The 26,329-nt window shown below is 38.7% G+C and carries 19 protein-coding genes; 14 read left to right on the top strand and 5 right to left on the bottom strand.

The window, feature by feature from the left end; genetic code table 11:
• The first annotated feature begins 29 nt into the window (after positions 1-29).
• The 4 genes from S4054249_RS11315 to S4054249_RS11300 all read left to right on the top strand — a co-directional run bounded on the left by S4054249_RS11315 (position 30) and on the right by S4054249_RS11300 (position 3,514).
• Positions 30-614: a hypothetical protein gene (locus S4054249_RS11315; RefSeq protein WP_046355066.1), complete on the top strand. Its 585-nt coding sequence runs from the start codon at positions 30-32 to the stop codon at positions 612-614.
• Positions 615-853: 239 nt separating this feature from the next.
• Positions 854-1,537, top strand: coding sequence for a sulfotransferase family 2 domain-containing protein (locus tag S4054249_RS11310; RefSeq protein WP_046355067.1), 684 nt, complete (start codon positions 854-856; stop codon positions 1,535-1,537).
• 425 nt (positions 1,538-1,962) lie between these two features.
• The gene (locus S4054249_RS11305; protein ID WP_046355068.1) at positions 1,963-2,451 is read left to right on the top strand and encodes a CC0125/CC1285 family lipoprotein; all 489 of its coding nucleotides are present in this window, start codon (positions 1,963-1,965) and stop codon (positions 2,449-2,451) included.
• Positions 2,452-3,205: 754 nt separating this feature from the next.
• A complete protein-coding gene (locus S4054249_RS11300; protein ID WP_046355591.1) occupies positions 3,206-3,514 on the top strand; it encodes a hypothetical protein in 309 nt (102 codons plus the stop codon).
• A 184-nt stretch (positions 3,515-3,698) separates the two neighbouring features.
• Here the strand turns inward: S4054249_RS11300 and S4054249_RS11295 are convergent, their stop codons facing one another.
• Positions 3,699-5,156 carry a glycosyl hydrolase family 18 protein gene (locus tag S4054249_RS11295; RefSeq protein ID WP_052960933.1) on the bottom strand — a complete coding sequence of 486 codons (1,458 nt, stop codon included), beginning with the start codon at positions 5,154-5,156 and terminating at the stop codon, positions 3,699-3,701.
• 782 nt (positions 5,157-5,938) lie between these two features.
• On the opposite strand from S4054249_RS11295, the gene S4054249_RS25885 reads away from it, so the two are divergent.
• Positions 5,939-6,151, top strand: a complete 213-nt coding sequence (locus S4054249_RS25885; RefSeq protein WP_052960932.1) for a hypothetical protein — start codon at positions 5,939-5,941, stop codon at positions 6,149-6,151.
• Positions 6,152-6,233: 82 nt separating this feature from the next.
• Positions 6,234-6,698, top strand: a complete 465-nt coding sequence (locus S4054249_RS11285; RefSeq protein ID WP_046355590.1) for a DUF6265 family protein — start codon at positions 6,234-6,236, stop codon at positions 6,696-6,698.
• A 136-nt stretch (positions 6,699-6,834) separates the two neighbouring features.
• Here S4054249_RS11285 and S4054249_RS11280 read toward each other — a convergent pair whose 3' ends face one another.
• Positions 6,835-9,312: a TonB-dependent receptor gene (locus S4054249_RS11280; protein ID WP_230851917.1), complete on the bottom strand. Its 2,478-nt coding sequence runs from the start codon at positions 9,310-9,312 to the stop codon at positions 6,835-6,837.
• Between the two features lie 171 nt (positions 9,313-9,483).
• Between S4054249_RS11280 and S4054249_RS11275 the strand changes: the two genes are divergently transcribed.
• The 3 genes from S4054249_RS11275 (at position 9,484) to S4054249_RS11265 (ending at position 12,760) form a co-directional block, all read left to right on the top strand.
• Positions 9,484-11,076 carry an FG-GAP repeat domain-containing protein gene (locus tag S4054249_RS11275; RefSeq protein WP_046355588.1) on the top strand — a complete coding sequence of 531 codons (1,593 nt, stop codon included), beginning with the start codon at positions 9,484-9,486 and terminating at the stop codon, positions 11,074-11,076.
• 126 nt (positions 11,077-11,202) lie between these two features.
• Positions 11,203-11,706, top strand: coding sequence for a hypothetical protein (locus S4054249_RS11270; protein WP_046355587.1), 504 nt, complete (start codon positions 11,203-11,205; stop codon positions 11,704-11,706).
• A gap of 16 nt (positions 11,707-11,722) precedes the next feature.
• Positions 11,723-12,760 (top strand): hypothetical protein, encoded by a 1,038-nt coding sequence (locus S4054249_RS11265; RefSeq protein ID WP_069949067.1) that lies wholly within the window; start codon positions 11,723-11,725, stop codon positions 12,758-12,760.
• 5 nt (positions 12,761-12,765) lie between these two features.
• On the opposite strand, the gene S4054249_RS11260 is transcribed toward S4054249_RS11265, so the two are convergent.
• Positions 12,766-16,494: a serine/threonine-protein kinase PknK gene (locus tag S4054249_RS11260; RefSeq protein ID WP_046355585.1), complete on the bottom strand. Its 3,729-nt coding sequence runs from the start codon at positions 16,492-16,494 to the stop codon at positions 12,766-12,768.
• A 372-nt stretch (positions 16,495-16,866) separates the two neighbouring features.
• Positions 16,867-17,445, bottom strand: a complete 579-nt coding sequence (locus tag S4054249_RS11255) for a nucleoside deaminase (protein WP_419555181.1) — start codon at positions 17,443-17,445, stop codon at positions 16,867-16,869.
• Between the two features lie 187 nt (positions 17,446-17,632).
• On the opposite strand from S4054249_RS11255, the gene S4054249_RS11250 reads away from it, so the two are divergent.
• Both S4054249_RS11250 and S4054249_RS11245 read left to right on the top strand, forming a co-directional pair.
• Positions 17,633-17,935, top strand: coding sequence for a DUF1330 domain-containing protein (locus tag S4054249_RS11250; protein WP_046355584.1), 303 nt, complete (start codon positions 17,633-17,635; stop codon positions 17,933-17,935).
• Positions 17,936-18,434: 499 nt separating this feature from the next.
• Positions 18,435-19,457 carry a DUF2235 domain-containing protein gene (locus S4054249_RS11245; protein ID WP_046355583.1) on the top strand — a complete coding sequence of 341 codons (1,023 nt, stop codon included), beginning with the start codon at positions 18,435-18,437 and terminating at the stop codon, positions 19,455-19,457.
• A gap of 92 nt (positions 19,458-19,549) precedes the next feature.
• Here S4054249_RS11245 and thrS read toward each other — a convergent pair whose 3' ends face one another.
• Positions 19,550-20,731, bottom strand: a complete 1,182-nt coding sequence (thrS, locus tag S4054249_RS11240) for a threonine--tRNA ligase (RefSeq protein WP_052960931.1) — start codon at positions 20,729-20,731, stop codon at positions 19,550-19,552.
• A gap of 1,156 nt (positions 20,732-21,887) precedes the next feature.
• Between thrS and S4054249_RS11230 the strand changes: the two genes are divergently transcribed.
• Genes S4054249_RS11230 through S4054249_RS11220 form a run of 3 tightly spaced genes read left to right on the top strand, consistent with a single transcriptional unit; the run spans position 21,888 to position 26,316 of the window.
• Positions 21,888-23,141: an efflux RND transporter periplasmic adaptor subunit gene (locus S4054249_RS11230; RefSeq protein WP_046355581.1), complete on the top strand. Its 1,254-nt coding sequence runs from the start codon at positions 21,888-21,890 to the stop codon at positions 23,139-23,141.
• 14 nt (positions 23,142-23,155) lie between these two features.
• On the top strand, positions 23,156-23,878 hold the full coding sequence (locus tag S4054249_RS11225; RefSeq protein WP_046355580.1) for an ABC transporter ATP-binding protein: 723 nt from the start codon (positions 23,156-23,158) through the stop codon (positions 23,876-23,878).
• A complete protein-coding gene (locus tag S4054249_RS11220) occupies positions 23,875-26,316 on the top strand; it encodes an ABC transporter permease (RefSeq protein ID WP_046355579.1) in 2,442 nt (813 codons plus the stop codon). The genes S4054249_RS11225 and S4054249_RS11220 overlap by 4 nt, the downstream gene beginning before the upstream one ends.
• The last annotated feature ends 13 nt before the right edge of the window (positions 26,317-26,329 follow it).

Raw genomic sequence — 26,329 nt, 5'->3', positions numbered from 1 at the left:
GCAATTCGAAATTAATACAGGAGGTCAAGGTGGAAAATGTAAATTGGATAGCTATTTCGATAAGTCTTTTATCATCAATGGCAAGCATAGCTATTGCTATTGCTGCTTTGAGAAACTCAAGGATATCTGAAAAGAACAATGAATTAGCAAGAAGTAGTTTCGAGCTCGCTCAGAAAAGCAATGAGCTTGCTAAAAGAAGTAATGACGCAAAAATTTACTTAGATATGATGGATATATACATGTCAAAAGAGTTTAAATATGCGTTAAAGGCCATTAGGACGGCTCAGGAAAAAGAAATTGATACATTCCCAGCTGAATGGTTTAAGTCGCATCAATCCGGTGAGCAATGGGCGAAAGATGTAGATGATGCAAGAAGGAAAGTTAAGTATTTTTATAGGAATGTTGCTCAATTATATAATGAAAACCTAATCAGCTTTGATTTGGTAAAAGCTATTTGTAAACCTCAAGGGTGGCGGGTTCTGATCGAGCTAATTGAGCCTATGGAGCAGATTAGTAACAGTCATTATAATCGAAGTACGTATGAGATAATTAAGCAAGCTGGAGCTGAAAATGAAGCCGAAGGCCTTAAACCACCTTCTAGAATTGGTAAATAAAGATTTTGGTTAAGAAAAACGTTTTATGTTTTTATTTATGTTCATTTTAAATTCATTATTTGTAATTGAATTGGTTTAAAGGGTTTGTTATTAAATTAACAGATTTTTAGTTGTTATAAAGTAATTTTAATTGACATCAAAGAATCTTTGGTTATAGGTTTTTTGGTTGTGTTCTGATAGTTTATTGTTCAATACAAGAATTTTCTGTGACGTAATGCCCTTTAAGGTTAAGGAGAACCATGGATTATATTCGCTTAAAACAAGCCGCAGCAAAAGTAGTTGGGCCTATTTATTCAGAAAACTTAGTTAACTACGTCAGATACCCATATTCACCTTGGGAAGATAAGTATCAATGTATATTTATTCATGTTCCTAAAACTGCTGGTAAATCAGTTGCAAAATGTCTTTTAGGTGCGCCAAACGGTACTGGACATACGAAGCTTAAGTGTTACGAAAGGGATAAAGTTAAGTACCATAGGTATGCAAAAGTGGCTTTTGTTAGAAACCCTTGGGATAGACTTGTATCAGCATTTTTTTATCTGAAACTCAATAAAAGAAAGGATAATGACAGGAAGTTTTTTGATTTTTATATTGGTAAGAACTTAAACTTTAATGATTTCCTTAAATTGCTTGAGGATAAAAAAAGTAGACGCACTGTCTTACGTTGGCAACATTTTACACCGCAAAGAAGGTTTCTCATAAATTCTTCAGGAATGATGGATATTGATTATTTATGTCGTTTTGAAAATATTAGTAATGATTATAATAGTATTAAGAGTGTTATAAACCCTCTGGCACTTGACTTGATAAAAGTGAATGCGACACCAAGGTCAGAGTACAGGAAATATTATAATATAGAACAAGCGAATCTTGTTGGAAATATATATGAAGAAGATGTAAGTGAGTTCCATTATGTTTTTTGAAAAAGTGCTTGCATATAAGGGTAATTCTCCACCTCTATAGATTTTTATATAATACATGTTTTTGTTGGAAGAAGATTAAAGGTTGCAAAATTAGTAAACTTAAAGGTTGAATTTGTATTGGTGATCACCAATATCACCCATTGAATATTGGATTCATTGAGTTGAGGGGAGGAAGGGTTAGAACATCAATCTTTCTTGAATTTTGATTTTGTTCGTAATTAATGCATACTTTTCTAGCTATATGGCACTCAATAAATTAGCTTCATTTTTAAATTTTCGCGTGTATTTTTAAAATTACATATAAGATACTGGCGTTTGTTTTACATTAATTTCCAAAATAGATAAAATAAGTGAAATTTAAGTTTATAGTTTTTGTGTTTTAATCAACATATTTTCTATAAAAATTTGAAGTAGGACCTTGAAGCATGTTTGCAAGATTAATAACAGTTACAACAGCACTCGTAACGTTAAGTGGTTGCGTATCTCACGTATATCAGCCATACAATATTTTAAGTGGAGGCTTTTCGGAAAAAAAAGTTAGTGAGAAGCACTATTCAGTTCAATATAAAGGGAACTCGAATTTAAAACTCCAAGAGACACTCGATTTTACTTTGCTGCGTGCCGCAGTTATAGCGCATAAATCAAGTGCACCAAGCTTTATGTCCAGTCAAGTCAATGCAAAAACGACTTATGTTCATAGCCAATATGGCACCTCAGAAATAACGGATGCAACTCTCGATATTGAGTTATTAAGTAACAGTGTTCGTTCGTCAAAGTTAGGTTGTTGGATAAAGCCTCCTAAAGCAGAACAAAACCGCAGGTATCCAAGGTTTATACATGATACGGCTTCGTGTATTGAAGAGTTGAAAGATAAGTTAGATTTGACTGATGACCAAATTTTCAGGGAAGAGTAAAAGCTGGGTGCTATTGCCTGTATAAAAGAAGAAAACGAGGCCAGATTGAATTATAAACAAAATTGGTTTTAATATTTAATAGTTGGCCATTATCAATGGAGGTAATTTTAAGAACGAATGATAGCTAAATTTTAATATTATAATTTTATTATTAATAATTTAATTTTGTATTTTTATAATTTCATACGTTGTTGTAAATGTTGTTTTTAACTGGTAGGTTATAAAAATTAATGACTTTTGATTTTTACTGAACAGTGTTTCGGGACTTTTTAAAATATTTAATATGAGTTGTTAGCGAAAAGGTCAAGTTTTTGGTTTGAAGTGAAATTATTTTTCTCAGATAAAGAGGGAGTGATATTTTTAAATATTGACTTGTAATTTGTCGGAGTTTTTATAAATAATCGATATGCCATATGTATTCGGTTTTCTGAGGTATTACTATTTCTATAAATAGTATAGTCAGTTGAAAACGATAAGAAGTTCAGGGCCACTCTGTGGCAAACGCATAGGTGGAAATAAGCTAATGAGTGTAATATTTTTTTGAAAAACTGTAGAGGTGTAAAGGTAGCGAAGTACAAGTAATAAAAGCGCTTTAGAAAAAATAATAAAAATATGTCCCATATTTAGTAGGGGGGATGTGTGTAGCTTACAGTAGTCGTCACATTTTTGTACTTCTAACAGCCTGTATCGCTAATAAAGACACAACAATATTACTCCACCGTAATTGCAAATATTATGTTTACAAGGAAGGATTATGAAAAAGTTAACATCAATTATTTTAGCCGGGTTATTTGGACTCAGTGGGTGTGTAGTAACTCAAGAGAATCCAGAAAATTTAAATAAATTTAGCCAAACGACCAAGGTCGCCTTTTTGTCATATAAAAAAGCTGCCAACACACACAAAGCTTTTGCCGTTGCGCGCTTTAGTCTTCGAGATTATTATGGGTTAGGTTATGCATACTCAACTATTGAGGGCGCGGAAAAACGAGCGCTTAAGGAGTGTCATTACCATGCTCATAAAGTGAATAAAAATATAAAGTGCTTTATCTATCATAGTGAGTAGCTTGCTTAACTAAACGTAGTTAAAAATATGATTGGAATGGTTTCACTCATTTCAGTTCCACTAATTATCTGAAATCAGGCTTAAAGTGGAGTATGTTATTCCTAACATCGTTGTAGACCCTAAACTTTGATTCATTCAATTTTTTGATAAAAGCCCAATCAATATGGGCTTTTAAATTCAATAGTTATTGACACATACTTATAAATTGCCAAACTTGCCATTTACCAGAGTATTGCACAGGATGTTGGTTATTTGTGTACCATTTAGCTTCATATAATCGATTTTCTATATGTACTTGGTCGCCGTTTAGATAGACTTCTTCAGCTCGCCATTTGGCAATACCTTTACATGCACCAACGCCGTCGCCAGGGGTCGAGTTTCCAAGCCATTGGTTTCCGACGCCGTAATTCATGGCACTGAGAATGTCGCCATTATCTTGTGCATATTCCCAAGCAAAAATACCACCTAAATTGTTGCTAAGTACATACTGCGCTTTTTTAATGACGCTGGTTGGGTGATCAAACCCGACAAATGCAGCATCACTTTCTCGCCATGCATAGTGGCAATTGCAATCTGTATCATAACGTATGGTAAAGCCATTTATTCCTTGACCATTTTGGCCTATCACTTCGTCTACAATGCGTCGATATGTGCCAACACCTTCCTCATCCCAAGGCTGAACAGCTTTAGGAAATAGCCCTGTTGCATTGCCTCCGATATGAGTGCCTGAGGCACTCGGACTGACCCCGTCAAAGCCGCGAGCATATTTGGCTACACCAACAACCAATTTATTCGCTGGAACGTTTTTATTAAGCAGGTTTTGAACACCTTGAATAACGCCATGCGCCGCAATATTTTCACTGTGTGCATCCAACGAAGTGTGATGACCAATATTGCTTTTTGACCATCCGCCAAAAAAGTCGTAAGTCATCAGAAAAATGTAATCAAGGTAGGGGGCTGCACGCTCGTAGTCTATGTTTTTAACATTATTAGTATGCGTACCTATTGCACTCGTGATTGAGTATTTTCTACCTAACTCTACCTCCAACACATCGAATGCAGATCTCAAATCTTGCATTAGATCGGCATAATGACTGCCTTCTGCTGGTGTATTTGGCCACTCCCAATCTATATCAATACCGTCAAAAGCTCGGTGCGCCCGTAGGTAATCTACAACAGATTGAACAAACACCTGCCTCGCTTGCGGATCTTTAGCCATTGGAGGAAATGTGTCTGAGCCGCCCCAGCCACCCACTGAAGGGAGGATTGTAAGGTGAGGGTGTTTTTGCTTTAGCTGTAGAAATTTTGCCGCAAATTCTTTATCGATTGTGGTGCTGTCTTCTGCAAGTACATAATCAGGTTTATTTGCACATACAGCTTGATCATGGGGAAGTTGGCCCGGCCCACATGCTCTTAAAAATGCGTATAAAATGTGGGTTAAATTATCTCCAGGTACGTCATCAATGGAATTTGGGTTGGACCAATTGGCAATGTATGTGCCTACCACTTTGTTACTGGTTTGCTTAAATGCTTGATGTGTACCTGTAAACTCCTGATACTGGTCTTGAGCCAAAGAGGCATGAGTCGCTGACATCAGCATAAGGCCAAATAGGCCAGTGTTATTAAATTTATTTACTTTCATAATGATCCCTTTACATGTTTTTCTTGGCAGGTCACGTAGTATAAAAGTACGCAACGCCAAGTCGTTGTAGATTCACTTTGCTGACATTAACCGCTCATGAAATCAGCTTTTTGAGAATATTTTATACGCTTTAGTTTGCCAAGTTGAACTATGGTCGAATAAATTATTCCTTAAAGGGACAGGGCCGATATATCTATTAGCAAAATAATGGTGTAGAAATGATGTTGTAGTTACGTTTAACGTAAAAAAATTTAGAGAGAGCGAAGCATGTGAATTATAACGTTAGGCTAGTATGGTTATTAAAATAATATCTTTTAAGTACCCTGGTTTTACTCATGTACTGAAAAGGTATAAGTGTTAACAACACAGCGGTCTGCGGTTTTAAAGCCCGTTTTTAAGGAGTGTAAACATGGATGGTTTAAGATATATTTTTGAAATTATCTGTGTTTCTATGGGGCTATTGGCTTTATCTTAGGTATCCATTTATCTATAGATACTAAAAAGTAAATGGTGGCATTGTTGATATCGTAAGAAAAGTACCATGAAGTTTTAATTTAAAATATATGCTTTCACTGCATCCTAGTAAAGTCAATGTATAGCGGTGGCGTGGTTTGTGCAGTAAGTAATAGAAAGCCCATAAAATTCGTTAACAGGTAGTGAGAATCATGAAAATTATTTCAAAAATATCAGATCCGATCGAAAAAGCAGATTTATACTTTGGTATTAGACCGGATAATTTGTAAAGGCCGTTTGTATTTGGTGCTGAGTGCAATAATCGCAGTATGCCATCGATAGCACGCTGGGGCGCGTCTTCAACATTTGGTCTGGATAACTTGAATAGCATTGATGGAAGTTTTTGGCATGATTGGCGAGCGTCTATGCGTCAACTTAATTGTCACTGGGCTATTCCGATTATTGAGGATGCTCAAAAGACTAAAAACATAAAGGCTGCTATTGCTGAAATAGTACAAAGGTCGAATGATGGCAGAGTGTGAGTGGTAAATTTGATCTCTAGGTGACATATTGCTTTTCATTCAGTTACGTAATCTAAATGGTTTGACAAAAGGAGTTGCGTTCATGTTGAAAATTATTGGTTTAGTTATACTCTTGAGTTTTGCTTTTCACACACAGGCACAGACAACAAGATGTGATTCATTGGGGGCTTTATCTTGGCTGGTCGGTGATTGGAGTTCAAAAAGTAGCAAACTGAAAATAAATGAGTCTTGGAAAAAAATAAGCAATCAAACGTATGAAGGCCATGGCGAAACGTATTCAATAAAAACAGATAGAGTTGTGAGCGCTGAGACGTTGAGGCTCGTGGAAATGTCTGGTGAAGTTTTTTACTTTGCTAAAGTCGCCAGTAACGAACTACCTATCGCTTTTAAATTAATTAGCTGCACGACTGATACCGTCGTTTTTGAAAATTCAAAACATGACTTTCCGAAAAAGCTGCACTATCAACGTTTTGCAAGCAATAAGATGACCGTTACTGTATCTGGGGAGCAGGATAAAGGGTTCTCTATAGACTTCATTACAGAGTAATATATTGAAGTGCGGTAGGACTATTTTTCTCTAAGTATCGGTAAAACAGCATCGTTTAATTAGGCAAAGTTATTTTTAAGTAGGGGTGTAAGCTGTGCACAGGGGCACAGCTTATGACATTGGAGTATGGTCGTATTTAATATTGTATTCTCAGTGTCGTGCCCCATAATCTTGGTGCGTCGATAAATGATTGAGTTGCACCCATTCTAAGTGGGACGTCAAATGTCATACTGCTTGTTTGCTTATCGAACAGGTTGTTTGCCCAAATAGAGATCTCCCAGCCACCGTCATCGGCACTTAAGCCAATACTCAAGTTTGCTTTTGTATTTGCTTCTTGCTGGTTAATCGGCATGAAGTTACCGCTTTGACTATAAGCTTGCACGCTAGTGCGCCTTTTGCTTTCATAGCGAAGTGAACTTCTTACGAAGTAAGATAAGTTTGTATTTTCGAGGGCATATTTATAGTTCATGCCCAATATTGCTGTAAACTTTGGTGCGTTTGTAAGTGGATTTCCACATAGACGAGAGACAGGCTCAAATTGAGTATTCCCGCCATCACATTTATCTGGATATCGCGCATCCAAAAGCGTGGTTGCGAGGTGCCATTGCAGATCATCAGATGCATTGAACGTTAACTCTGTTTCTAAGCCAGAGCTATAGACTGTAGGCACATTAAATGTCTTCATTTGCAGGCCGGTAAATTCTAACACCTGAAAGTCATCTAATTGCTGATGAAATAGGGCGATGTTTAGATTCAGTTTGTCGTCAAAATGGTAGGCTTTGTATCCAAGCTCGAAGGCATGGGTTGTCTCAGCGTCAAATGATGGATCTGCGCCTGCAGCCGCAGCGGAAGGGTCTAAATTGAAACCGCCAGATTTATAACCGCGTGTATATCCCCCATACACGTGTTTGTTTTCATTTAATTCGTACACGGCCTTAAGCGCAAAGGTTAGGTTCTCATCTTCAAAAAATTCGTCAAAGGTTCGTGGAAACAGTGCGCCTTCAATATCTGCTGGAATTGTGTAGGACACACAAGAAAAAGCAACTGCAAAGTTACCAAAATCAGATGGAAGCATTTGGTTTCCAACTTTCTTAGCGGTGTTTAAGCAAGCGCCACTGTTACTGTCACTTTGCATATAACGACCCTCTTTTTGCTCTTTACTCCACCTAAAACCAGCAATTAAATCAAGTGAATTGGTGACAGAGTAAATATTATGCGTGAAGAGTGAAAAAGTTTTACCTTGTTGTTCAAAATCATTACTGGCGAATGAGCCTGCAAAGAGCTCACCGGCAAAGGTTTGAGCCGGATCTGCTGATGAAATGACATCAAACAAAGTGGTGCCGTCATCTGCTACGATAAACCCTCGCAACTGCTCTTCGGAAAACTTTGCTGTAAGTTCAGGTATGATCATCGGATACCATAAACTCGCATTCTGATATGCGCTGAAATCACTTCCAAGTTGCATGGTCCAAGCCGTTTCGATGGTTTCATCAACCATGTACGTCCCAATCATCCAGTCTAACTTATCTGTTTGACCTTGTAATCTGAGCTCTATACTGGCTGTATCAAACGTATTGAAATTCCGCGGGTCAAATGTGTTAAAAACGTCCATGGCAACATAATCGAGGTCGAGTTTGGTATGTGCTTTGTAATCTCTGTAAGACATGACAACACTAAAATCTGCCCACCCGAGATCCCACTCTAAATGCGATGAAATACCACTTTGTTCGGCATCATTATTACTATGTGAGCCATTGGTCTCACGGTTTTTTAATGCATTTTTCCCAAAACTTTTTACACCACCGTCAGCTGGGAGGCCTGCAAGTGCGTATACTCCAGAGGCAGCCAGTGGCGACTCTTCAAGAATGACAGCATCGCAACATTGCTCTTCGCTGTTTGCAAAGTCGGCTGTAAATTTAACTTTAATATCATCATTTACCAACCAAAGCAGTTGACTGCGAAAAGCGTATCTATCTCTTGTAAAGTTGTCGCTGCCTGATGTCTGGCTGATCGTGTAACCATCTCTCTTTCTTGAGGCATAGCTCAGCCTTATGCCAAGTTCATCTTCTATAACAGGAAAGGTGCCACCCATTTGAAGGCTTTTTGCATTGTAGTTCCCAAGGGTAATGTTTGACCAAAACTCAGACCCGTCTACGCTTGGGGCTTTTGTCACAATACTGAGCGCTCCGGCACTGGTATTACGGCCAAATACAGTGCCTTGCGGGCCTCTCAACACCTCGATGCGTTCTACATCCATTAAATCGTTAAGCGCAACGCTTGGGCGGCTTAAATATATGCCATCCAAAAAGACTCCAACTGAACTTTCCATCCCTAAGTTGTCCCCAGTTGTACCAATACCTCGAATACGAAGTGTTGTACCACCTGTTTCACTGTTGGATGAGCTACTATTAAAGCTGCTTGAAAGGTTGCTCAATTCTTTGAGTTCCTGTGTGTTACTTTGTGCCAGTTTATCGCCGGATATTGCGCTTACAGCAATTGCTGTTTCCTGAACAGTAGCCTGGCGTTTTGTCGCAGAAATTTCTATCCGTTCAATTTGAGCTGCGGCGAGTGTAGGTTGTATTAATATTAAACTGGCCAGTGATGGAGTAATCACATTTTTCAAACAATATCTCCTTGAGATGATTTATATTTAATTTTACACTCTGCACATGTAATTTATATTTCCTGAATTATCATAAATTTGAATGTAACAAAATCATGATTACATGTGGTGTATTTTCATCTTAATATATTCACAGGATCATATAAAAGGATTAAATTTTCTATGATGAAAATGAGTTTAGTTATTATTGTATCGGTTGTCTCGCTAGTACCATTGTCAGGTAAAACACAACAATCAAATGATATAATATTTGACTATCCAAGTGAACCCGTAAGTATGCTTGGCCATGCTCCATCAGGGTATATTTCAAATGACATCAAGCTCGTAGGTCGAGACGATGACTTGCCATACCTTGTTATCAGTAATGGAATCGATCTCGTTGCTCAAGACAATATGGTTATCGATATAAGTAATCCAAGTTATCCACTTTGGTTATCTGGCCCATCTGAGCGAAATTTTAACATGGCATTGGGCGATATAGATCTGGATGGTAGGCTTGATATGGCGTCCAGCATAAGTCGGGGGCGTTACGGTCAACAGTATGAAGGTGGGGCGTCTGTTACCTATAATTTCTTATCGTTTGCAGCGCCAAAAAATAATAAAAGTAATATTTCACCAACTTGGAAAACGAGTGATCAATATAATGGTTATGGGATCACGCTAGCAGATATTGATGCAGATGGCGACCTAGATTTAATTACAGGCTCTGTAGTTTATTCGATTGAAGGTCAGCCAGCCCCGAAGGGGCAAGGGTATTCCAGAATTTATTTAAATGAGAGTGGCGCCTTGAATACCAAACCTGTTTGGACATCAGCCGAAGTTTTAAATGCCAATGATATTATCGCCAGAGATATTAACCAAGATGGTTGGATTGATTTAGTATTTGCTGGTGACAATGTGTCTGTATTTTATGGAAGTCAGCCTGATGATAATAAAGTGCCATTCAAACAATCTCCAGATTGGCAGACTAACTACGAAGGTAAATATATCAGGGATGTTGATGCTGGTTTATTTAATGGTTTTGAAACACTGAGCATCGCTGCGTCTATTGGATGTGATTATGCAGTTGATTCACATATCACACCTTGTAAAGATGCAGGATTTGCGATATTCCAGCCAGAAAAATCAACGAAACCTGTTTGGGTGAGCGACACTAATTTTATTCCATCTGGCGTGACCTTAGCTGATTTAAATACTGATGGACATCTTGATTTGGCTGGTGTGAATTGGTTTGTGCCTTCACGCTTAAATCAGGGTGACATGAAACTGCATAGTAACTTATATATGTTTAAAGGATTAGACAAAGGTTGGTTAGATAAAAAGCCCAGCTACACGTCAAAATTAAGTAAGGGTATGCACAATATTTTGGAAGATGTAGCCATAGGGAATTTTCATATAGCGCCAGACTTTACGAAAAATGTCTGTACGCAATCTTTTAGTGTTAACGATGATTGGAGTATTTTTACGCTTCAACATCAACTAATAGAGAAAATTATTTCGGTGCGGGTTAACGACAAGCCTATAACACCTACAACAAAAGTATCCCTATCAGAACCCAAAAATAGACACACATGGCTAACGACGGTAGGCACAAATTGGATCACTATTTCCCCCGCAGTTAAAAAGGGAGATCATGTTGAGGTTAAATACACAACACCGCTATACCAAGACATTGTGATAACCAACTCGAACCCAGGAAGCTATCCAATATTTAAATTTAAAACAGGTTCGCAATCGAATTTTTGCGACAATTAATAAGTAAAGTATGATCATATAAATATTACTTATCCATGTTTTGAAGTGGGTGGGTACTTTTTTTTGAATAAAGATATAATTGCTTAATTGTCATTATTAATAATATAAACATGAAGGAAACACAAAATGATTTCTAAATTTATCTCAGATTACTTAACAGACACACAAGTAGCGACTGAGTTCTCCGCAAATCCTGGCGAGGTAATTGAAAGATACAAACTAACTGATGCTGAGGTTGCTGTTTTACAGTCAAAAGATTTAGATAAAATCTCTGAGCTTGTGGACGACAATGTGAAAGAACTAATTGCTCAATACAAAAGTAACAGTAATGCAGGTACGATAGTGACAGGTTGGACAGATATCAAGCCATTTAATCTAGCGATTAACCCTTCACAGTTAACGACAGGTGGCGCCACTTTTGAAATTGTTGGAGAAAGCCTACCTTCTAAGGCACACATCACATTTGTGAAAGGTGCAAGTGTTGCAGTGAAAGCGACAGATGTGAAAGTTGAAAGTGATAAGCTCATTACGGGTAAAGTCAACTTAGACGCAACCGGTTTGTACGATGTAAAACTGTTTAACGAGTTTGATAAACACGTTGGCACCATTGAGAATGTTGAAGTAGTTTAAAACGTTAGGTATAAAAATGGTTCACGACACATGTGAAGTTATTTCACTCATTCGAGCCCATTATAACGGGGATCTCATAACGCAAGCGGCATGGGATAGGGTGGAGGAGGTATTAAATACCTTACCTACACGTTGGTCCTATGGCTTTCTTGAGTGCCGTTTGTCGTCTCAAAAAAAGGATGTAGATTTACTTCTTAATATTAGGCGGGACAACTTAGAGTGGTTACACACGCCCCAGCTAGTTGAACAGTCGCCCCTGCATTTTTCGAAATCCAGTGAAATACTCCATATGTGGTCAGATGGGCTTTCTGCATTAGCAGATTGCCCAGCATTTTGGTTTGAGTGGGATTTGCCTGAAAGCATGGCAACTCAATGTGAGAACCAGATCCCACCTCCAATGATCTTAACTTGTCTTGACCCAGAGTTATGTGGTGATGAAACGCGGCGACTTTCACGATCAGATAAATTGCGTGTGATGGCAGAGTCAGTAAGCGTAACCACTGGAGCACAAATAAATCATTTTGATTTAGAACGTATTTTAAACGATGTAAATGTGTTTGATGGTATAGTAAAACTTTGCCACATAAGCTCGTTACAAACGCGTGGTTTGGCGCAAATTAAGCTTACCTATATTATTAATCGACATGCGATTTTGTCGTGGCTAGAGCATATTGAGTGGCCAGGTGCAATGCAACAAGTTGAAGATATATTGGCTTTGTTAAGCGACGATATTCATAAATTGGCGATTCAACTGCATTTTGGGGAAAGCTTTTCAAGTTACATCTCCATTGAGTTACCTTTGTGTGACTACGCAAATGTACGAGCTGAAAGCGAACAGCTACTAACTAAACTCTGTGACATTACCCAAGGCGATATAGAGCGATTTTCACAAATGCTGGATTGGTCTGGGGTTATGGAAGTGGTGCCAGAAGGTAAGCGGTGGCCAATTAGAGTGGAGCGAACAAGTTATTGTAAAGCTGTTTTGTCAGATGCCGATAGCCAAATAGAAGTGAAAGGCTACCTTGGATTTCACTCCCGAGCAGCCTCATTTTAACTTGCTTATGAGAAGCCTGGAGTAAATAGTTCGCAGGTTCTCTCAATTGAAACGACGCCTTGTGCCAAAAGTAGCTCGTCCGCTTCTTGAACTAACTTATCATCGGACGTCAGTAAGCCTTTGCGACGTTTTGTATGGGCTAGATAAAGCCCAATATTATTTTTTTCAAATATCTCGATGGCCTCTTCGATATATTTGATTGCATTAGTTAGACTGTCTTCTTTGAATGCCATGGCTGCATAAATTAATTTGGCATGTCCTTGGCAGTCAGTTCTAACTTCTTTCTCTAGTGATTTGGCGATCGCTGGTGCTTGTCGAATAGTTGAATGCTTCGGTATGTCATCCCACAAGGTTACTCTCAGTCGCGCTTCAGCAATCGTCAAATCGATTCTAGATATTGGCGCTCGGTGAGCACCATGGCGCTTTGCTTCAGGTATTAATTTTTCTATTTCGTTGAGTGCCTTAGAGTAGTCACCGTCTAAGTAATGTGCGGTCGACAAATAAATCCCATTATAGAAATGTTGAATTGTAAAATGCTTGAGCCAATTATCTTCTATCCAAGCAACATTATGATATATTTCATCTACTTTCCCTTGAGCAAGCTGACAAAAGCAAATGCTTTGCAAGAACAATACTTGTGAGTATAAATCGCCTCCTCGCCTTGCTTCGCGAAGTTGTGTGTAAGAACTATTGATGGTCTCAGGAAGTAATCCAAGCCATTGGCTGAAATAAGCAGACATAGCTTGTGCTATTTGTCTTTCCCATGGGGTTCCGACTGTGTGCTCGACAAAAAACGAGATAGCTTCGTCGGTCTGTTTTTTAACATGCTTGAAGTTACCACTATATGATTCAGAAAAAGCTTGCCAAACCATAGTCACACCCTTCAAGTAATTATCATCATGTTTTTCTGCAAGTGACTTAGCTTGTACTAAGTATCTTTGACCTACTTTTTCAAGAGGCTTTATCTGAGAAAACATCCCAGCTCCCATCGCAGCTAAACTGCGTCCAACCTGAATTGGATCACCAGATTTAAGTGCATAATGCAGGCTTCGTAACATTAAGTCAGCGCCTTGGAGTGGTTGGACATACAACAACCCTTTACATCCAGCCCAGCATAAATCCGCTTTTTGGCCTGCTAATGACAGCTGTGAGGAAGTAGGTTGACGCTGCAGTTTGCTCCCTTTAATCAATAATAAGACGAGGTTTTTTACGAAACTTAGGCCGGCTGCTAAATTTGTGCCTTTATAGTTAACATTGAGCTGTTTTAGCGCTTGTCGAAGTGCAAAAATGCCTTGTTCGACATTACCACTCACTAATAACGCTTCGATATGGCGCGTGAAAAGTTTATGGCGCTCTGCCACGCTTTTTTCAGGTGTGTTTTGTTGGTCAATGAGTGTTGCCGACTCTAAAAATAGCGGGGCTGCTTTTTGGCATCGACCGGCATTAAAATAGGCATTGGCTTGTGCGCCTATCAACTCACGTACTTTATCCTTTTCAAATGAGCCCCAATCAAGCGCTTTCTCATAGTGAATAGCGGCTTGATCGAATGCCATCGACTTCTCAGCCCGCCGAGCGGCATCGATGGCGTAGTCGGCAGCTTTGGCAAGTTTGTCACCAAGGTGATAATGATAAGCCAACAGATCCGGTTCTGGAAATTGTTGTTCCAGTACTTCGGCCCAGCGCAAATTGAGCTGTTTGGTTTCAGAGGTGTTCATCAAATCTAATACCGCAGTTCTAATACGATCGTGATAGGGCTCAATTATCATGCCTGGACGCGCACCGTATGACCTTACAAGTCTTGCTGATTGAAGTGATGAGAGTAGCTTTTGAGCATCTGAATTGGCATCCACCACGGCTAGCACTAACTTTTTTGATAGAGGTCTGCTTGCTGCGCATATGACCTCCATTAGGCTTTTTGCATCTTTTGACAGTTGATCAAGCCGCATTCCGATTACTGTTTTCGTTGGGATTTTGCCTGAATAGGTATTTTCGCTATAAAAACGGGCAATTTCGGTTGCGAAGAAGGGGTGGCATTGAGCACTTTCAGTAATGGCTTTTATGGTTTCAGAAGGTGTTGTATCTGGAAAATAGCTTGATACCAATTGTTCAGTTTCTGTTTCGGAGAGTTTTGATACTGGCTCATCAATGTATGTGAGATGTTTGAGGTTACCTACATATTGCTTCCAGGTAGATAAAAAAGGGCTATCTAAAGACGCTTTTCTATAACTCACGATACAAAAAATATTGACAGGGTTAGGTGGCGAGAGCAGCTCAGCCAGTAACTCAGCACTATCAACATCTCCCCAGTGAATATCATCAATAAATAAGACAATTTTGACTTTTTGACTCAAATTGTTCAGCAGTGTCTTTAATTCATTAAACGCGGCAATTCGAAGCTCTGTTGGGTTTTTGACTTTCATATGAGCATGCTGCTCATATGAATCAGTTTTTTTGACAAGCGGCTTTAAAATTGGAAATAGCTGAGCAGCAAGACCCAATGACGAGGTAAATATTGATGTCTGCTGTTGTTCGCTCATTTCACGAATATATTGAAATAGCTGATCTACTATCATATCCAATGCGTTAAAGGGAAGCTGATCTGCAGCGAAACAGCGCCCTTGAAAGACCATGACATTGGGTTCATCATAAAGCTGGTGTATGAACTCATTAACAATTGTTGTTTTACCGATGCCTGCTTCGCCGTGTAAGGCAAAGCATACTGGTTGATGGTTTAACCTGGTTTTGTAAGCTTTGAAGAGTTTAGCTAGTAGGTCGTCATGTCCGACGAATTCATTTTTATTTTGTGTTAGCAGTCGCTGCCACTTTTGTAACTGTGGTATGGCCGAAAAATTATCGTTTAACCATTGCTTTAAATCCTGCTCTGTAGCTCGTTGAGCGGGGTCGGTGCATAATAGGCTGCGGCACAAATTGTCATATTGAATATCGATATCACAAATACGACTGGGTAACGTATCTTGCTCATCGATACAATATTCTGCGTTTCGAATGGGGACTTTGCCAGTTAACAATTCAAATATAATGACGCCTAAGGAAAAGTAGTCACTGGCTTTTGAAACCAACTGTGATTGATGATGCTCTGGGGCCATGTAACCCAAAGTGCCGCTGGTCTGTTTTGCAATGTCTGTTTGGCTGCGAGTTAAAGAGAGGGCAATACCAAAATCAAGTACTTTAACTTGGTTTAAATGGTCAACTAAGATATTACTGGGCTTTAAATCGCAGTGAAGCAACGAGTTGCGATGTAATACTGACGTCGCTTCAATAAGTTGCGGTAATACCGTTTGTAGTTTAGTAAGGCCTTCTTTGGTGAGAGGTTGTCCTCTTTTTAACCCTTGTCTCACATAAGTTAGTAGGTCAACGCCATCAACATACTCCATAACAATAAACTGGACCATGTTACCATTAAGGTCTTTGTCGACTCTAAGTTCATGAATATTTACTATATTTTCGTGATATACATAACTTATTTCACGAAATTCTCTTTTCAAATTATATAAATAAGTAGACTCCATTTGACCGATGGTTTTGATGACAACATAGTTGTTGGTCTCTGTATCCCATGCTTGGTATGCACTTCCCATTGCGCCTTTGCCAAGAAGTCTGAGCAAAATAAATGGCCCAAGGTGATCATTATGTTGCAGTGAGCTTGTGGCACTTGAGCGCTTATTGGCCGAAGTCAGCGCTGAAATTGTCACAGTTTTAGTAATATCGGTCACGGGTATACTCGTTAAAAAATGGGTTCAACTTATTCTTATAAATCAGCTGATGCACAGCTAGTAAGATTATATAATATAAACTTATTAAGCTTATATTATTGTAATTTTTACATTTAAGCATCTAATCCCATCAACTTTATTTTTTCACTGGCTTTAAAGCCGAAAGTGATGACCAGTGTTAACTATCTATGTTTTTGTTTTATATGTTTTTTAGGGGGTGAAATCATAGTTTATGATGGATAGCTGCAGTCAAAAAATTAGCTCACCTCAAATTTATCGTCAATTTGTGTGAGCTTTTAGAGCTTACTCTGTGCATTAATCGCCCGCTATTTGGCCATAAATGCATAGTGAGGCTTATTTTTTAGATCGCGTTCAAGGTTTTGACAGGGCAGCAACACCCTGCCAGTCTTCTAAATCTTGGTCTGGTTTCTCCTTTCTAAATTGAGCATATTGATTTACGCCCATTTCGTCCTCAAGTATATCGACTACCAGACCCTTTTCTTTCAATAAGGTTTCATTGCCACTCGCATTGGTTATATCACCTACCACCACTCTATGAAATCCGCGCATATACAGTAAGGTTGCGCAGACATCACATGGACTGAGGCTGGTATATAAAGTCGTGTGAGAAAAGTCGGCTCTACCAGCATCTCGAATGGCAGATGTTTCACCGTGGTTGTATGGGTGGGACTCTTGAACAAGTGTATTGTGGCCTTTGCCAACGATTTTCTTTGTTTTGTCATTGACAATCACAGCTCCAATTGGACAACCGCCTTCGTCATAGCTTTTCTTAGCTAAAAGAGCTGCGACTCTCATGTAGTCTTTGTCAGTTAGTTTTTGATTAAACTCGTCGCTAAGAAGTGCGGGTAAACTGAGCGTGGGCATATGAGCGATGACATTAAGCGTTGTGTCATTGACTTCAGTATCACGATTGAACAGTGGAGATATCATATTTTTATCCAAAAAAGTACAACTGTCTCTTATATAAAAGAACATTAAGGAGCAATTGTGAAGCTTGGAGAAGAATTAATTGTTTTAAATCTCAAATCCATACTTTGCAATAAATAACGGAACGATTAGGTTTGTACTTATAAGGAATCTATTTCAATATGGCCTCACTAATAAAAAGGAGTACGTTATGTCAAAATATGAAATGCTAGTTGGCTTAGAGGTCATTAACGATGATGTTTACAGCGAGTACCGTGCAGCAATGAAGCCTATTTTATCCGCTATGGGCGGAGAGTTTGGGTATGATTTTCGTGTTTCAGAGGTTCTTAAGAGCGAAGTCGAGGACAATATTAATCGGGTATTTACTATACGGTTTCCAAATGAAAGTGTCATGAGTGCATTTTTTGATGATCCAGAATATCAAGCTATCAAAGCTCAGTATTTCTCGCCTTCTGTTGGGAGTTTTACAATTATAAGAGGCTACGATATTTAACAGCTAGCGTAAATATCGTTACTGAGCAATGCATGCTCGATAATATAACAAACGGCCATTTTTTATATTTAGTAAGTAAATAATGAGTGGTTGACAATAGCGCGTTCATCGCTATTTGAGCTTAACGGAAAATGGACCTGTATGGCTTTTGGTCACTTCAACCTTACGAATAGGTATATGAAAACACCCAAAAGATTCGGTTGTTATCAATACAATCGTCTATTGATGAAAGATAGATTAAGTACTGAGCGCTATAAACCCGATATCCATAGGGCTGTTTGTTGTCTAATTACGATGTTTTATCGTGCCTAAATCTTGTTGAGATACAAATGTAGGGTTTTCTTTGCTTTTATTAATATATTGTGCAATGAACGGGTGATTGAAACTTAGCTTCTCATTTACTTTTGTTCAAGTAAAGGTGAAGTTTGCCCTTTTTTGTTTAAGAGTTTAATTGTATCTTACCCACAACTTTAATCGTGCTGATTTACAAGGATAAAAGATGAAAAGATTGGTGTTGTGTATGGATGGAACTTGGAATAAACCTGCGCAATATGATCGAGGAAAAAGAAAGCCAACCAATGTTGTTAAACTGGCTAGAGGGGTAGACCCTGTTTGCCCTGACGGAGTACATCAAGTTGTTTATTACAGTGAAGGCGTTGGAACACATTGGGGGGTGGACAAAATCTTAGGTGGTGGCTTTGGATTTGGTTTGTCGCAAAATGTATTACGTGCTTATCAGTTTTTAGTTTTAAACTATCAGCCTGGTGATGAGATATATGGTTTTGGATTTAGTCGTGGCGCTTATACAATCCGCAGCGTGATTGGACTTATCAATAAAATAGGGTTATTGCCCAAGGACCATGCTTTTTATATGCCTGAAGCTTATAGGCTTTACCGAAATACGGCATCAGATAGCGAGGTTGAGGCATTTAAAGCTGAACATAACTGCACTGATGTATCCATTAAGTTTGTAGGCGTTTGGGATACGGTCGGTGCGTTAGGCGTACCTTTCGATTTTGACTTTATCAATGGTCGATATCGTTTTCACGATGTGAGTTTGACTGAAAATATAGAGCACGCATATCATGCTTTGGCGATTGATGAAAAACGAGGTCCGTTCAAACCTGCTATTTGGACTTTACCTAAAGGCTCTAATCAAACTTTAGAACAGAAGTGGTTTGCGGGCAGTCATAGCAATGTGGGTGGAGGATACTCACAAGATGGATTGGCTAATATTTCTTTGCATTGGATAAAAGATCGCGCAAAAGACCACGGGTTGATCTTCAATGAGAAGTTTTTGTCATATTATCGACCTTATCACTTGGATGAGTACCGAGACTCTATGAGTTGGCTATATAAAATTACCGAACGTGTGCGAAAGCTAGGCATCGGAAAACATACCAATGAGTCTTTACATGAGAGTGTTTATAAACGAATTACAGACAGTGACAACTATCAACCACAAAATGCCATGGAGTTTATGGAAAAGCTTGAAGAAAAGCGGATTGAAAATCCCAACTAGTTAATTTGGATTTTTATCATGCCATGTAGTCTTTAAGCTGCATCAGGCGAACAGTCAGGTTTTTTAGTAAACACCTGACTTTTCGTCAGAACTTAATGTGTTTTCGGAAATAAAAGAAATTGCGCTAGCTCATCTAAATGAACTGAGTAACACGATTTCTTATGTTTGAGCTTGAGTATATTGGTGTTTTGCTCCTCGTCTCCTATAACAATGCAGTAGTTACATTTTTGTTTGTAAGATGCTTTGACTCGATAGCTGATGCTATTATCTGAGTTATCAATGTTACATGCGATACCTATTGAGCGGAGCTTATCGTGTACTGAGTAGCAGTAATTTAGGTGGTCCTTACTGATTGGCAGAAAAATAATTGCATTGGGGTTAAACTGTACGGGTAATCTTCCACTGTAATGCTCTAATAAAATAGCAATGAAACGCTCTATTGAGCCAAGAACAGCTCTGTGTAAAATAACTGGATACTCAGGCGATGCAGATTCATTCTGGTATGTACAGCCAAACTTTTCAGCTAAGAAAAAGTCCAATTGAAACGTACCGCATTGCCATTCTCTTTTTAGTGAATCTTCTAGCGCAAACTCAACTTTTGCACCGTAAAATGCTCCATCTCCATTGATAAGTTGATAGTGTAATCCAAGTTCGTCTAAGCCTGTTTTTAGATACTCTTCTAGTTTGTCCCAAAGGATATCAGAGCCGATTTTGTTATCTGGGCGTAGTGAGATTTTTATTTTTATCTTTTCTTTTTGAAATCCAAAATGTGCATACATTTCAAACAACATATTACAAAACAGCTTGAGCTCACTTTTTATCTGACTTTTTCGACAAAATATATGCCCATCATCTTGGTTAAAAGCGCGCAGTCGGAAAAGGCCGTTGAGTGAACCTGATGTCTCGTTGCGGTGGCAAAGACCAAACTCGGCAATGCGGTAGGGGAGTTGCTTGTATGATTGTACAAGGTTATTGAATATGTTGATGTGAAAGGGGCAGCTCATTGGTCTCACCGCTAAGTTATGTTCTTGCAGGTGAAACATGTTTTGTTGGTATTTATCACTATGACCAGAAGTGTGCCAAATATCGTGGTTGGCAAGAACGGGACTATTGACCTCATGATATCCGTACTTTAACTGCATAGTACGAATATAAGATTGTATACGACGATAGAGCTTGTATCCTTGAGGGTACCAGTCGACCATACCTGATGCACTGTTCGACATATCAAAAAGCTGCAATTGCTTACCTATTTTTCTATGCTCATTTATCATTTTTATCTCACTTTCCTTAATTTAAATGTGTGACATGAGCTGAGCAAAAAAAAAGCTGACAGTTCATGCCAGCTTTTTTCAATCAAATGAATGCCAACACGACAATTAGGTGGTTGTCGTGGTGGTGGTTACTTGTAAAACGAATAGAGTAATTTTCATTTGATAGATAATTTATATTGCCTGTTTTATTGAGTCTATTCTGTTTAAGTTTTAAATGTCAATAGGTAAAAAATTTTAAATAATGCTCGATTTTTAATGTGTGTAATACAATTTATTGTAATTAATAGTGTGTAGAAAATTGCTTTTTCTAAGGTGTTCCACCGAGTTGAAGGGATGTAATAGTACTTTCATAAAAAACGTTCATCTATCATAAAAACTAAAAATTGCTGTTGTACACCTGGTTGTTATGCTTTTAGTGGGGTTGGTTTTTTGATTTTATATCAATGGTTTATTTATATTTGTGTAGGTTTCTAATCACAGGAGCAGAGAAGGTCAGAGCGCTAAACCCGGTAATCACTGTTATAGATAAATGAATTCTGACATTGAAATTTTCATGATGATATTTTTGCATATAAGGCATTAATAATTTTGTTTATTAAAATTTTTATAATATGAATATAGTAATTATGGTTTTAGGCCACATAGGTGTTTATGACACCTTGTTTAACACAACAAAAAGGAAAATAGTTATGTTAAATAAAGTACTAATTACATCTCTTGCTATATTGTCTATTGGAAATATAGAGGTTCTTCATGCTCTGCCTAGTATTACAGCTGATCATGCACGGGTTTCATGTCATAACCCAAGGTATGGAAAGAATTGGAGTGTTTTTGTATCAGGTAACGATCAAATTAACCTGTATGCAAGAAAGTGCATCTATGAAGGCGGCGCCCCAAGCGTTACTAGATACTAAGCTTTTTATTTTTGTACATAAATGAACTCAAATTGTGCAATGTGAGTTTAATAAACATGGCATTACATGTTGCACAATCTATACAGACTCACTCTACTCATAGCTCAGTCCCATAATTGACGAATCTTTCCCAAAAACGGGAATATCAACAAGCGTCTAAAAATATAAAGTTAATTTAAATCAATGACTTAATTTTGGCATGTATTTGGCCTTAGTAATTGAAATAATTATTGAGACTGAATATGAATATTAAAGATTCGCTTGCTAAAAACAAAAAAACTCAGTTTTCGTTAAAAAAAATTGTTCTCGGTATAGGTGGTTGCGCTGTATTTATGGCTATTGTATTGGGAAGTTTTGATGACGATAGGCTAGATATACAAAACTTAGTGATCGCGGAGGTTCAATCTGGCCAACTGAAACTGGCAGTATCTGGGTTCGGTAAATTACGTTCGAAACAAAGCCGATTTATTACGGCAAGCCATCGCTCCCAAGTGGAACAAATTTATCATTTGCCTGGAAGTCGCGTTCAATCAGATACCATCATCATGTTGCTCTCAAACCCCGAATTAGTGCAACTTTTAAATCGTAGCCGCCTTGCGTTGGCCAGGCAAAAAGCCAGCTTTGAAGCGCTCAAACTTAGTCAACATAATGCGCTTTTAACTCAGCAAGGCATGCTGACATTACTAAAAAGTGAGCTTGCCAATGCACAAAACCGTGCAGAAGCCGAGGGTAAATTAATTGAGACAGGGATCGTGTCAGCACTTGATCACAAACGTTCGCAACTCGAAGTTAGTCAGCTTAACGAACGAGTTAAACTGGCAGAGTTGCAGCTAACGCAAACCAAAGCTCTACATGCACAGCGGTTACAAATAGAACAAGAATTAATGCGTGAAGTAGAGCTAAGTTATAGAGCTGCTAAAGACGATGTGGACAATCTACAAGTACGGGCAGGCATCAAAGGCATGCTTCAAGAAGTCAATGTAGAACAGGGGCAATCTGTTCAAATCGGCGCACCTTTGGCATTAGTTGGTAGTGAGTCTTCTTTATTGGCAGATCTTCAGGTGCCTGAAAAACAAGCGAGTAGGGTGCAAGAGGGTCAGACAGGTATTATTAATACATTTAATGGTGAGGTTGAAGCGCGTGTAAATCGTATTGACCCTGTCGTTAGAGATGGGCGCATTGCCATCGAGCTTGAGCTCACAGGAACTCTACCGGATAACGCAAGGCCCGCACTTTCTATCGAAGGTAGAGTCATAACTGAAACAAAGCAAGCAGCCCTTTCTTTACAAAAACCAAGCTATATCGCAGAGCGCAGTATTGCGTCCTTATTTGTTCTCAATTTAAAAACAAATCAACTAGTTAAAACACCCATTGAGTTTGGTACACTCGCAGGCAACGCCATTGAAATTCGATCAGGTGTAAAAGCCGGCGAGCAAGTTGTGATCTCTGATATGTCAGATTTCAAACACCTCGCACAAATAACAATAACGCAATAATAAGGAAAAACATCATGGCTAATACACCCGTTATCGAACTGGTAAATGTCTCGAAAGTATATGTGAGTGAAAATGTAGAGACTCACGCACTTACCGATATTAATTTGAGCATTAACAAAGGTGAGTATATTTCTATAAGTGGCCCTTCAGGTTGCGGAAAATCTACACTCCTTAGCTTAATGGGATTGCTAGATGATATAACTGATGGCACCTATAAAATAGAGGGTGTGGACACGCAGAGCCTAGATGCTGATACACTTGCAGAGCTCAGAAACTTACATATCGGTTTTATTTTTCAGTCATTTAATTTAATTGATGAACTCTCTGTATTTGACAATGTTGCATTGCCACTTATTTATCGAGAGCAACCTTTGAGTCAAGAGGATATCAATACGCGAGTCACCCGCGCTTTGAGTCAAGTGGAAATTGAGCATAGAGCAAATCATAAACCTAACCAGCTATCAGGTGGGCAACAACAGCGTGTCGCGATCGCTCGTGCATTGGCAGGCGAGCCGAGTATTTTATTGGTTGATGAACCTACGGGAAACTTAGACTCCAAAAATGGGGACGCGGTTATGGCCATCCTAGAATCTTTGAATCAACAAGGCACAACAATTTGCATGGTGACCCACGATCCACGATACGCTGGGTATGCAAAAAAACAAATTAAGTTATTTGATGGTTCAGTATTAAATACAAGTGAATTAGGACATGAAGCGTCGAGGAAGATGGCATGAATATAGTTCGCTCTATTAATCAGTTAAAGTTAGCTGTCAATTCTCTTGGTCAAGCAAAAGGGTTCTCCGCTTCCATAATATTAACTTTGTCACTGACGTTAGCATGTTTTTTCGTGGTAATGAGCCTTTTTAGCAGTTACTTTATAAAGCCCCTCAAAGTTGAAAATGAATCACGATTAGTGATTGTCGAACAAGATAATATTTATGAGGATAAAAACAGTTCAGGCTATCAGAGCTTTCAATCGATCGAGCATTGGTATAATACTCAGCAAGTGTTTCAAAAAGCGGCTGCAGTCAGTACCGCACAACGAATTATTACCAGTCTACCAGGACAGCCTAAAATTCATGTGACGTACGCGACAAGTGAATACTACGAGCTATTTAAAGTCCCATTGGTATTGGGCCGCCATATAACCCCTGTTTTTAAACTTGAGGAAAAAGTGCAAGAGGTCGTTATTTCTTATACTTTTTGGCAACGGTATTTTGATGGCGATGACTCTGTTATTGGCCAAACTTTACAAACTGACGGTTTGCGAGAGAATTCATTTAAAGTCGTTGGTGTTGCAGCAAAAGAATTTGTCGACCCATTTATGTTTAACGATGGAAAAGCGCAAGTATGGTTTAACTTTTCTTCAGACGTACGTTATTTCCGTGAAGAAAATCGCAGCCCTTGGTCAAGTTTATACGGCACACTTAAATTAGTGGGGATTTTAAAACACGGGGAAACACACAACAGCGCACAAACGCATCTGTATCAATCTATTCAGCAAGTGAAAGCACAGTGGAAAGAAGACTTTCCTAGCTTAGTAGACTTGAAACCCATTATAACGAGTTTTCGTGAGGCGGAACTGGGTAATAATGATAATTTAGCAATTTTGTTACTGGCTGGAGTCACAGGGTTACTGTGTATCGCATTATTAAATGTGAGTAATTTGTTTATCTCCAGAGCGGTTGTTAAACATAAGCAATTAGCGCTTCAAGCTGTATTGGGAGCTAAACGGCGAATATTGTTTCAGAGTATTTTATTAGAAACAAGTTTGTTAATGGCAGCATCCGTGCTGGTGGCATTGTTTTTAGCTGCATGGGGAATTAAACTTTTTGTCTCTGTAAGTGAAGGGTTTTTACCCTTAATCTCTGATCTTTCTCTTGATATCGCAGTGCTTATAAGTGCATTGGTTGTTTGTCTGTTGCTGTCTTTTTTATTTGCTTCAATAACCAGTCGATTAATTGACTTTGGTAAGCTTCGTAAGCAAATCCAGTCTTCTGGAAAAGGGGCGATTAGTCAGGTGAGTGCTCGCACAATAAAGTGGATGGTCGGGGGGCAGTTATTTTTAGCTACAGTCTTAGTCATCAGTGCAACTATGGTATTAAGCAAAAGTCTAGAAACACTTAACCGGCCACTTGGTAGTGAAACAGAGAATCTGTATACAGTTCAGTTTTTTATACAAGGTATCGAAGAAAGTGTCCCCGAACGTTATCACTATATCGACACTTTTAAGAATGCACTTCTGAATATTGATGGAGTTGAGAAAGTGGCGCATGGAGCAAGCCCTGTTGAAATGAATGTGCTTGCAAGCACAGTGACCGATATGGCAGGGAAAGAGAGTGTGTTTATTCCGCAAGCGTGGGTTGGTCGAGATTATTTTGATGTCACAGGTCTCAAAATCATTGAGGGAAGAACATTTAGTGAGGCAGCAATCCGTGGTGAAAAACATGAGTTTTTGGTTTCAAAAGCGGTTAATGATTTACTTAAACCAAACGGCAGTTTAGTTGGAGAGACTTTTGTTAGCTTTGACCCTGATAATCCCGTAGAGGTAGTGGGTATCACGGAAAACTTTAATCATCCAAAATCTTTTGGTAGGCACCAGGGGCGCCAATTCTGGTGGGCAGCTCAGCCGTATTCTTTTCCTTATATTGTAAAAATGGAAGAAGGAAAAAGCTTAAATCGTGAACTGGTATTTCAAGCTGGGAGGGATATCGATCCCCGTACAGGCGTGTGGAGGCTGACAGATATGCACCATGAGTATGACATGATGACGCATATGGAGCGTATGACGCGGAATATAACTATCTTACTGGCGACATTTACATTATTACTTGCTGGGATCGGTATTTATGGGGTGTTAAGTTACAATTTAGGCTTACGTCGTTATGAGCTTGGGATCCGAATGGCCTTGGGAGCAAAAAGTAAAAGCTTGTATAAACAGTTGGCTAAAGACACTATATTGCCTTTAGTGAGTGCATTTATATTGGCAATATTCATGTGTTTATCAAGCTACCGAATGTTTAGTGAACACGTGAGAGACTATATGTTGCTTAACTCCATTTGGTTAACGGCTGTGTGTACGGGAATTGTATTATTTGCATTGTTTGCGACTTTATATCCAATGAGCAAAATACTAGGCTCGAAGCCGATGGCTTCACTTCGCCAAAATTAGATAGGGTGGTGGG

The organism is Pseudoalteromonas luteoviolacea (assembly GCF_001750165.1).
Classification (GTDB): domain Bacteria; phylum Pseudomonadota; class Gammaproteobacteria; order Enterobacterales; family Alteromonadaceae; genus Pseudoalteromonas; species Pseudoalteromonas luteoviolacea_G.
Note: the sequence above shows the minus strand (reverse complement) of the source record. Positions and strands in the feature narration are given on the sequence as shown.

Coding starts and splice junctions, on each gene's coding strand:
- S4054249_RS11265 (WP_069949067.1), top strand. CDS start 11,723: ATGGTTCACGACACATGTGAAGTTATTTCACTCATTCGAGCCCATTAT.
- S4054249_RS11295 (WP_052960933.1), bottom strand. CDS start 5,156: ATGAAAGTAAATAAATTTAATAACACTGGCCTATTTGGCCTTATGCTG.
- S4054249_RS11225 (WP_046355580.1), top strand. CDS start 23,156: ATGGCTAATACACCCGTTATCGAACTGGTAAATGTCTCGAAAGTATAT.
- S4054249_RS11275 (WP_046355588.1), top strand. CDS start 9,484: ATGATGAAAATGAGTTTAGTTATTATTGTATCGGTTGTCTCGCTAGTA.
- S4054249_RS11305 (WP_046355068.1), top strand. CDS start 1,963: ATGTTTGCAAGATTAATAACAGTTACAACAGCACTCGTAACGTTAAGT.
- S4054249_RS11270 (WP_046355587.1), top strand. CDS start 11,203: ATGATTTCTAAATTTATCTCAGATTACTTAACAGACACACAAGTAGCG.
- S4054249_RS11230 (WP_046355581.1), top strand. CDS start 21,888: ATGAATATTAAAGATTCGCTTGCTAAAAACAAAAAAACTCAGTTTTCG.
- S4054249_RS11245 (WP_046355583.1), top strand. CDS start 18,435: ATGAAAAGATTGGTGTTGTGTATGGATGGAACTTGGAATAAACCTGCG.
- S4054249_RS11285 (WP_046355590.1), top strand. CDS start 6,234: ATGTTGAAAATTATTGGTTTAGTTATACTCTTGAGTTTTGCTTTTCAC.
- S4054249_RS11300 (WP_046355591.1), top strand. CDS start 3,206: ATGAAAAAGTTAACATCAATTATTTTAGCCGGGTTATTTGGACTCAGT.
- S4054249_RS11250 (WP_046355584.1), top strand. CDS start 17,633: ATGTCAAAATATGAAATGCTAGTTGGCTTAGAGGTCATTAACGATGAT.
- thrS (WP_052960931.1), bottom strand. CDS start 20,731: ATGATAAATGAGCATAGAAAAATAGGTAAGCAATTGCAGCTTTTTGAT.
- S4054249_RS11220 (WP_046355579.1), top strand. CDS start 23,875: ATGAATATAGTTCGCTCTATTAATCAGTTAAAGTTAGCTGTCAATTCT.
- S4054249_RS11310 (WP_046355067.1), top strand. CDS start 854: ATGGATTATATTCGCTTAAAACAAGCCGCAGCAAAAGTAGTTGGGCCT.
- S4054249_RS11255 (WP_419555181.1), bottom strand. CDS start 17,445: ATGATATCTCCACTGTTCAATCGTGATACTGAAGTCAATGACACAACG.
- S4054249_RS25885 (WP_052960932.1), top strand. CDS start 5,939: ATGCCATCGATAGCACGCTGGGGCGCGTCTTCAACATTTGGTCTGGAT.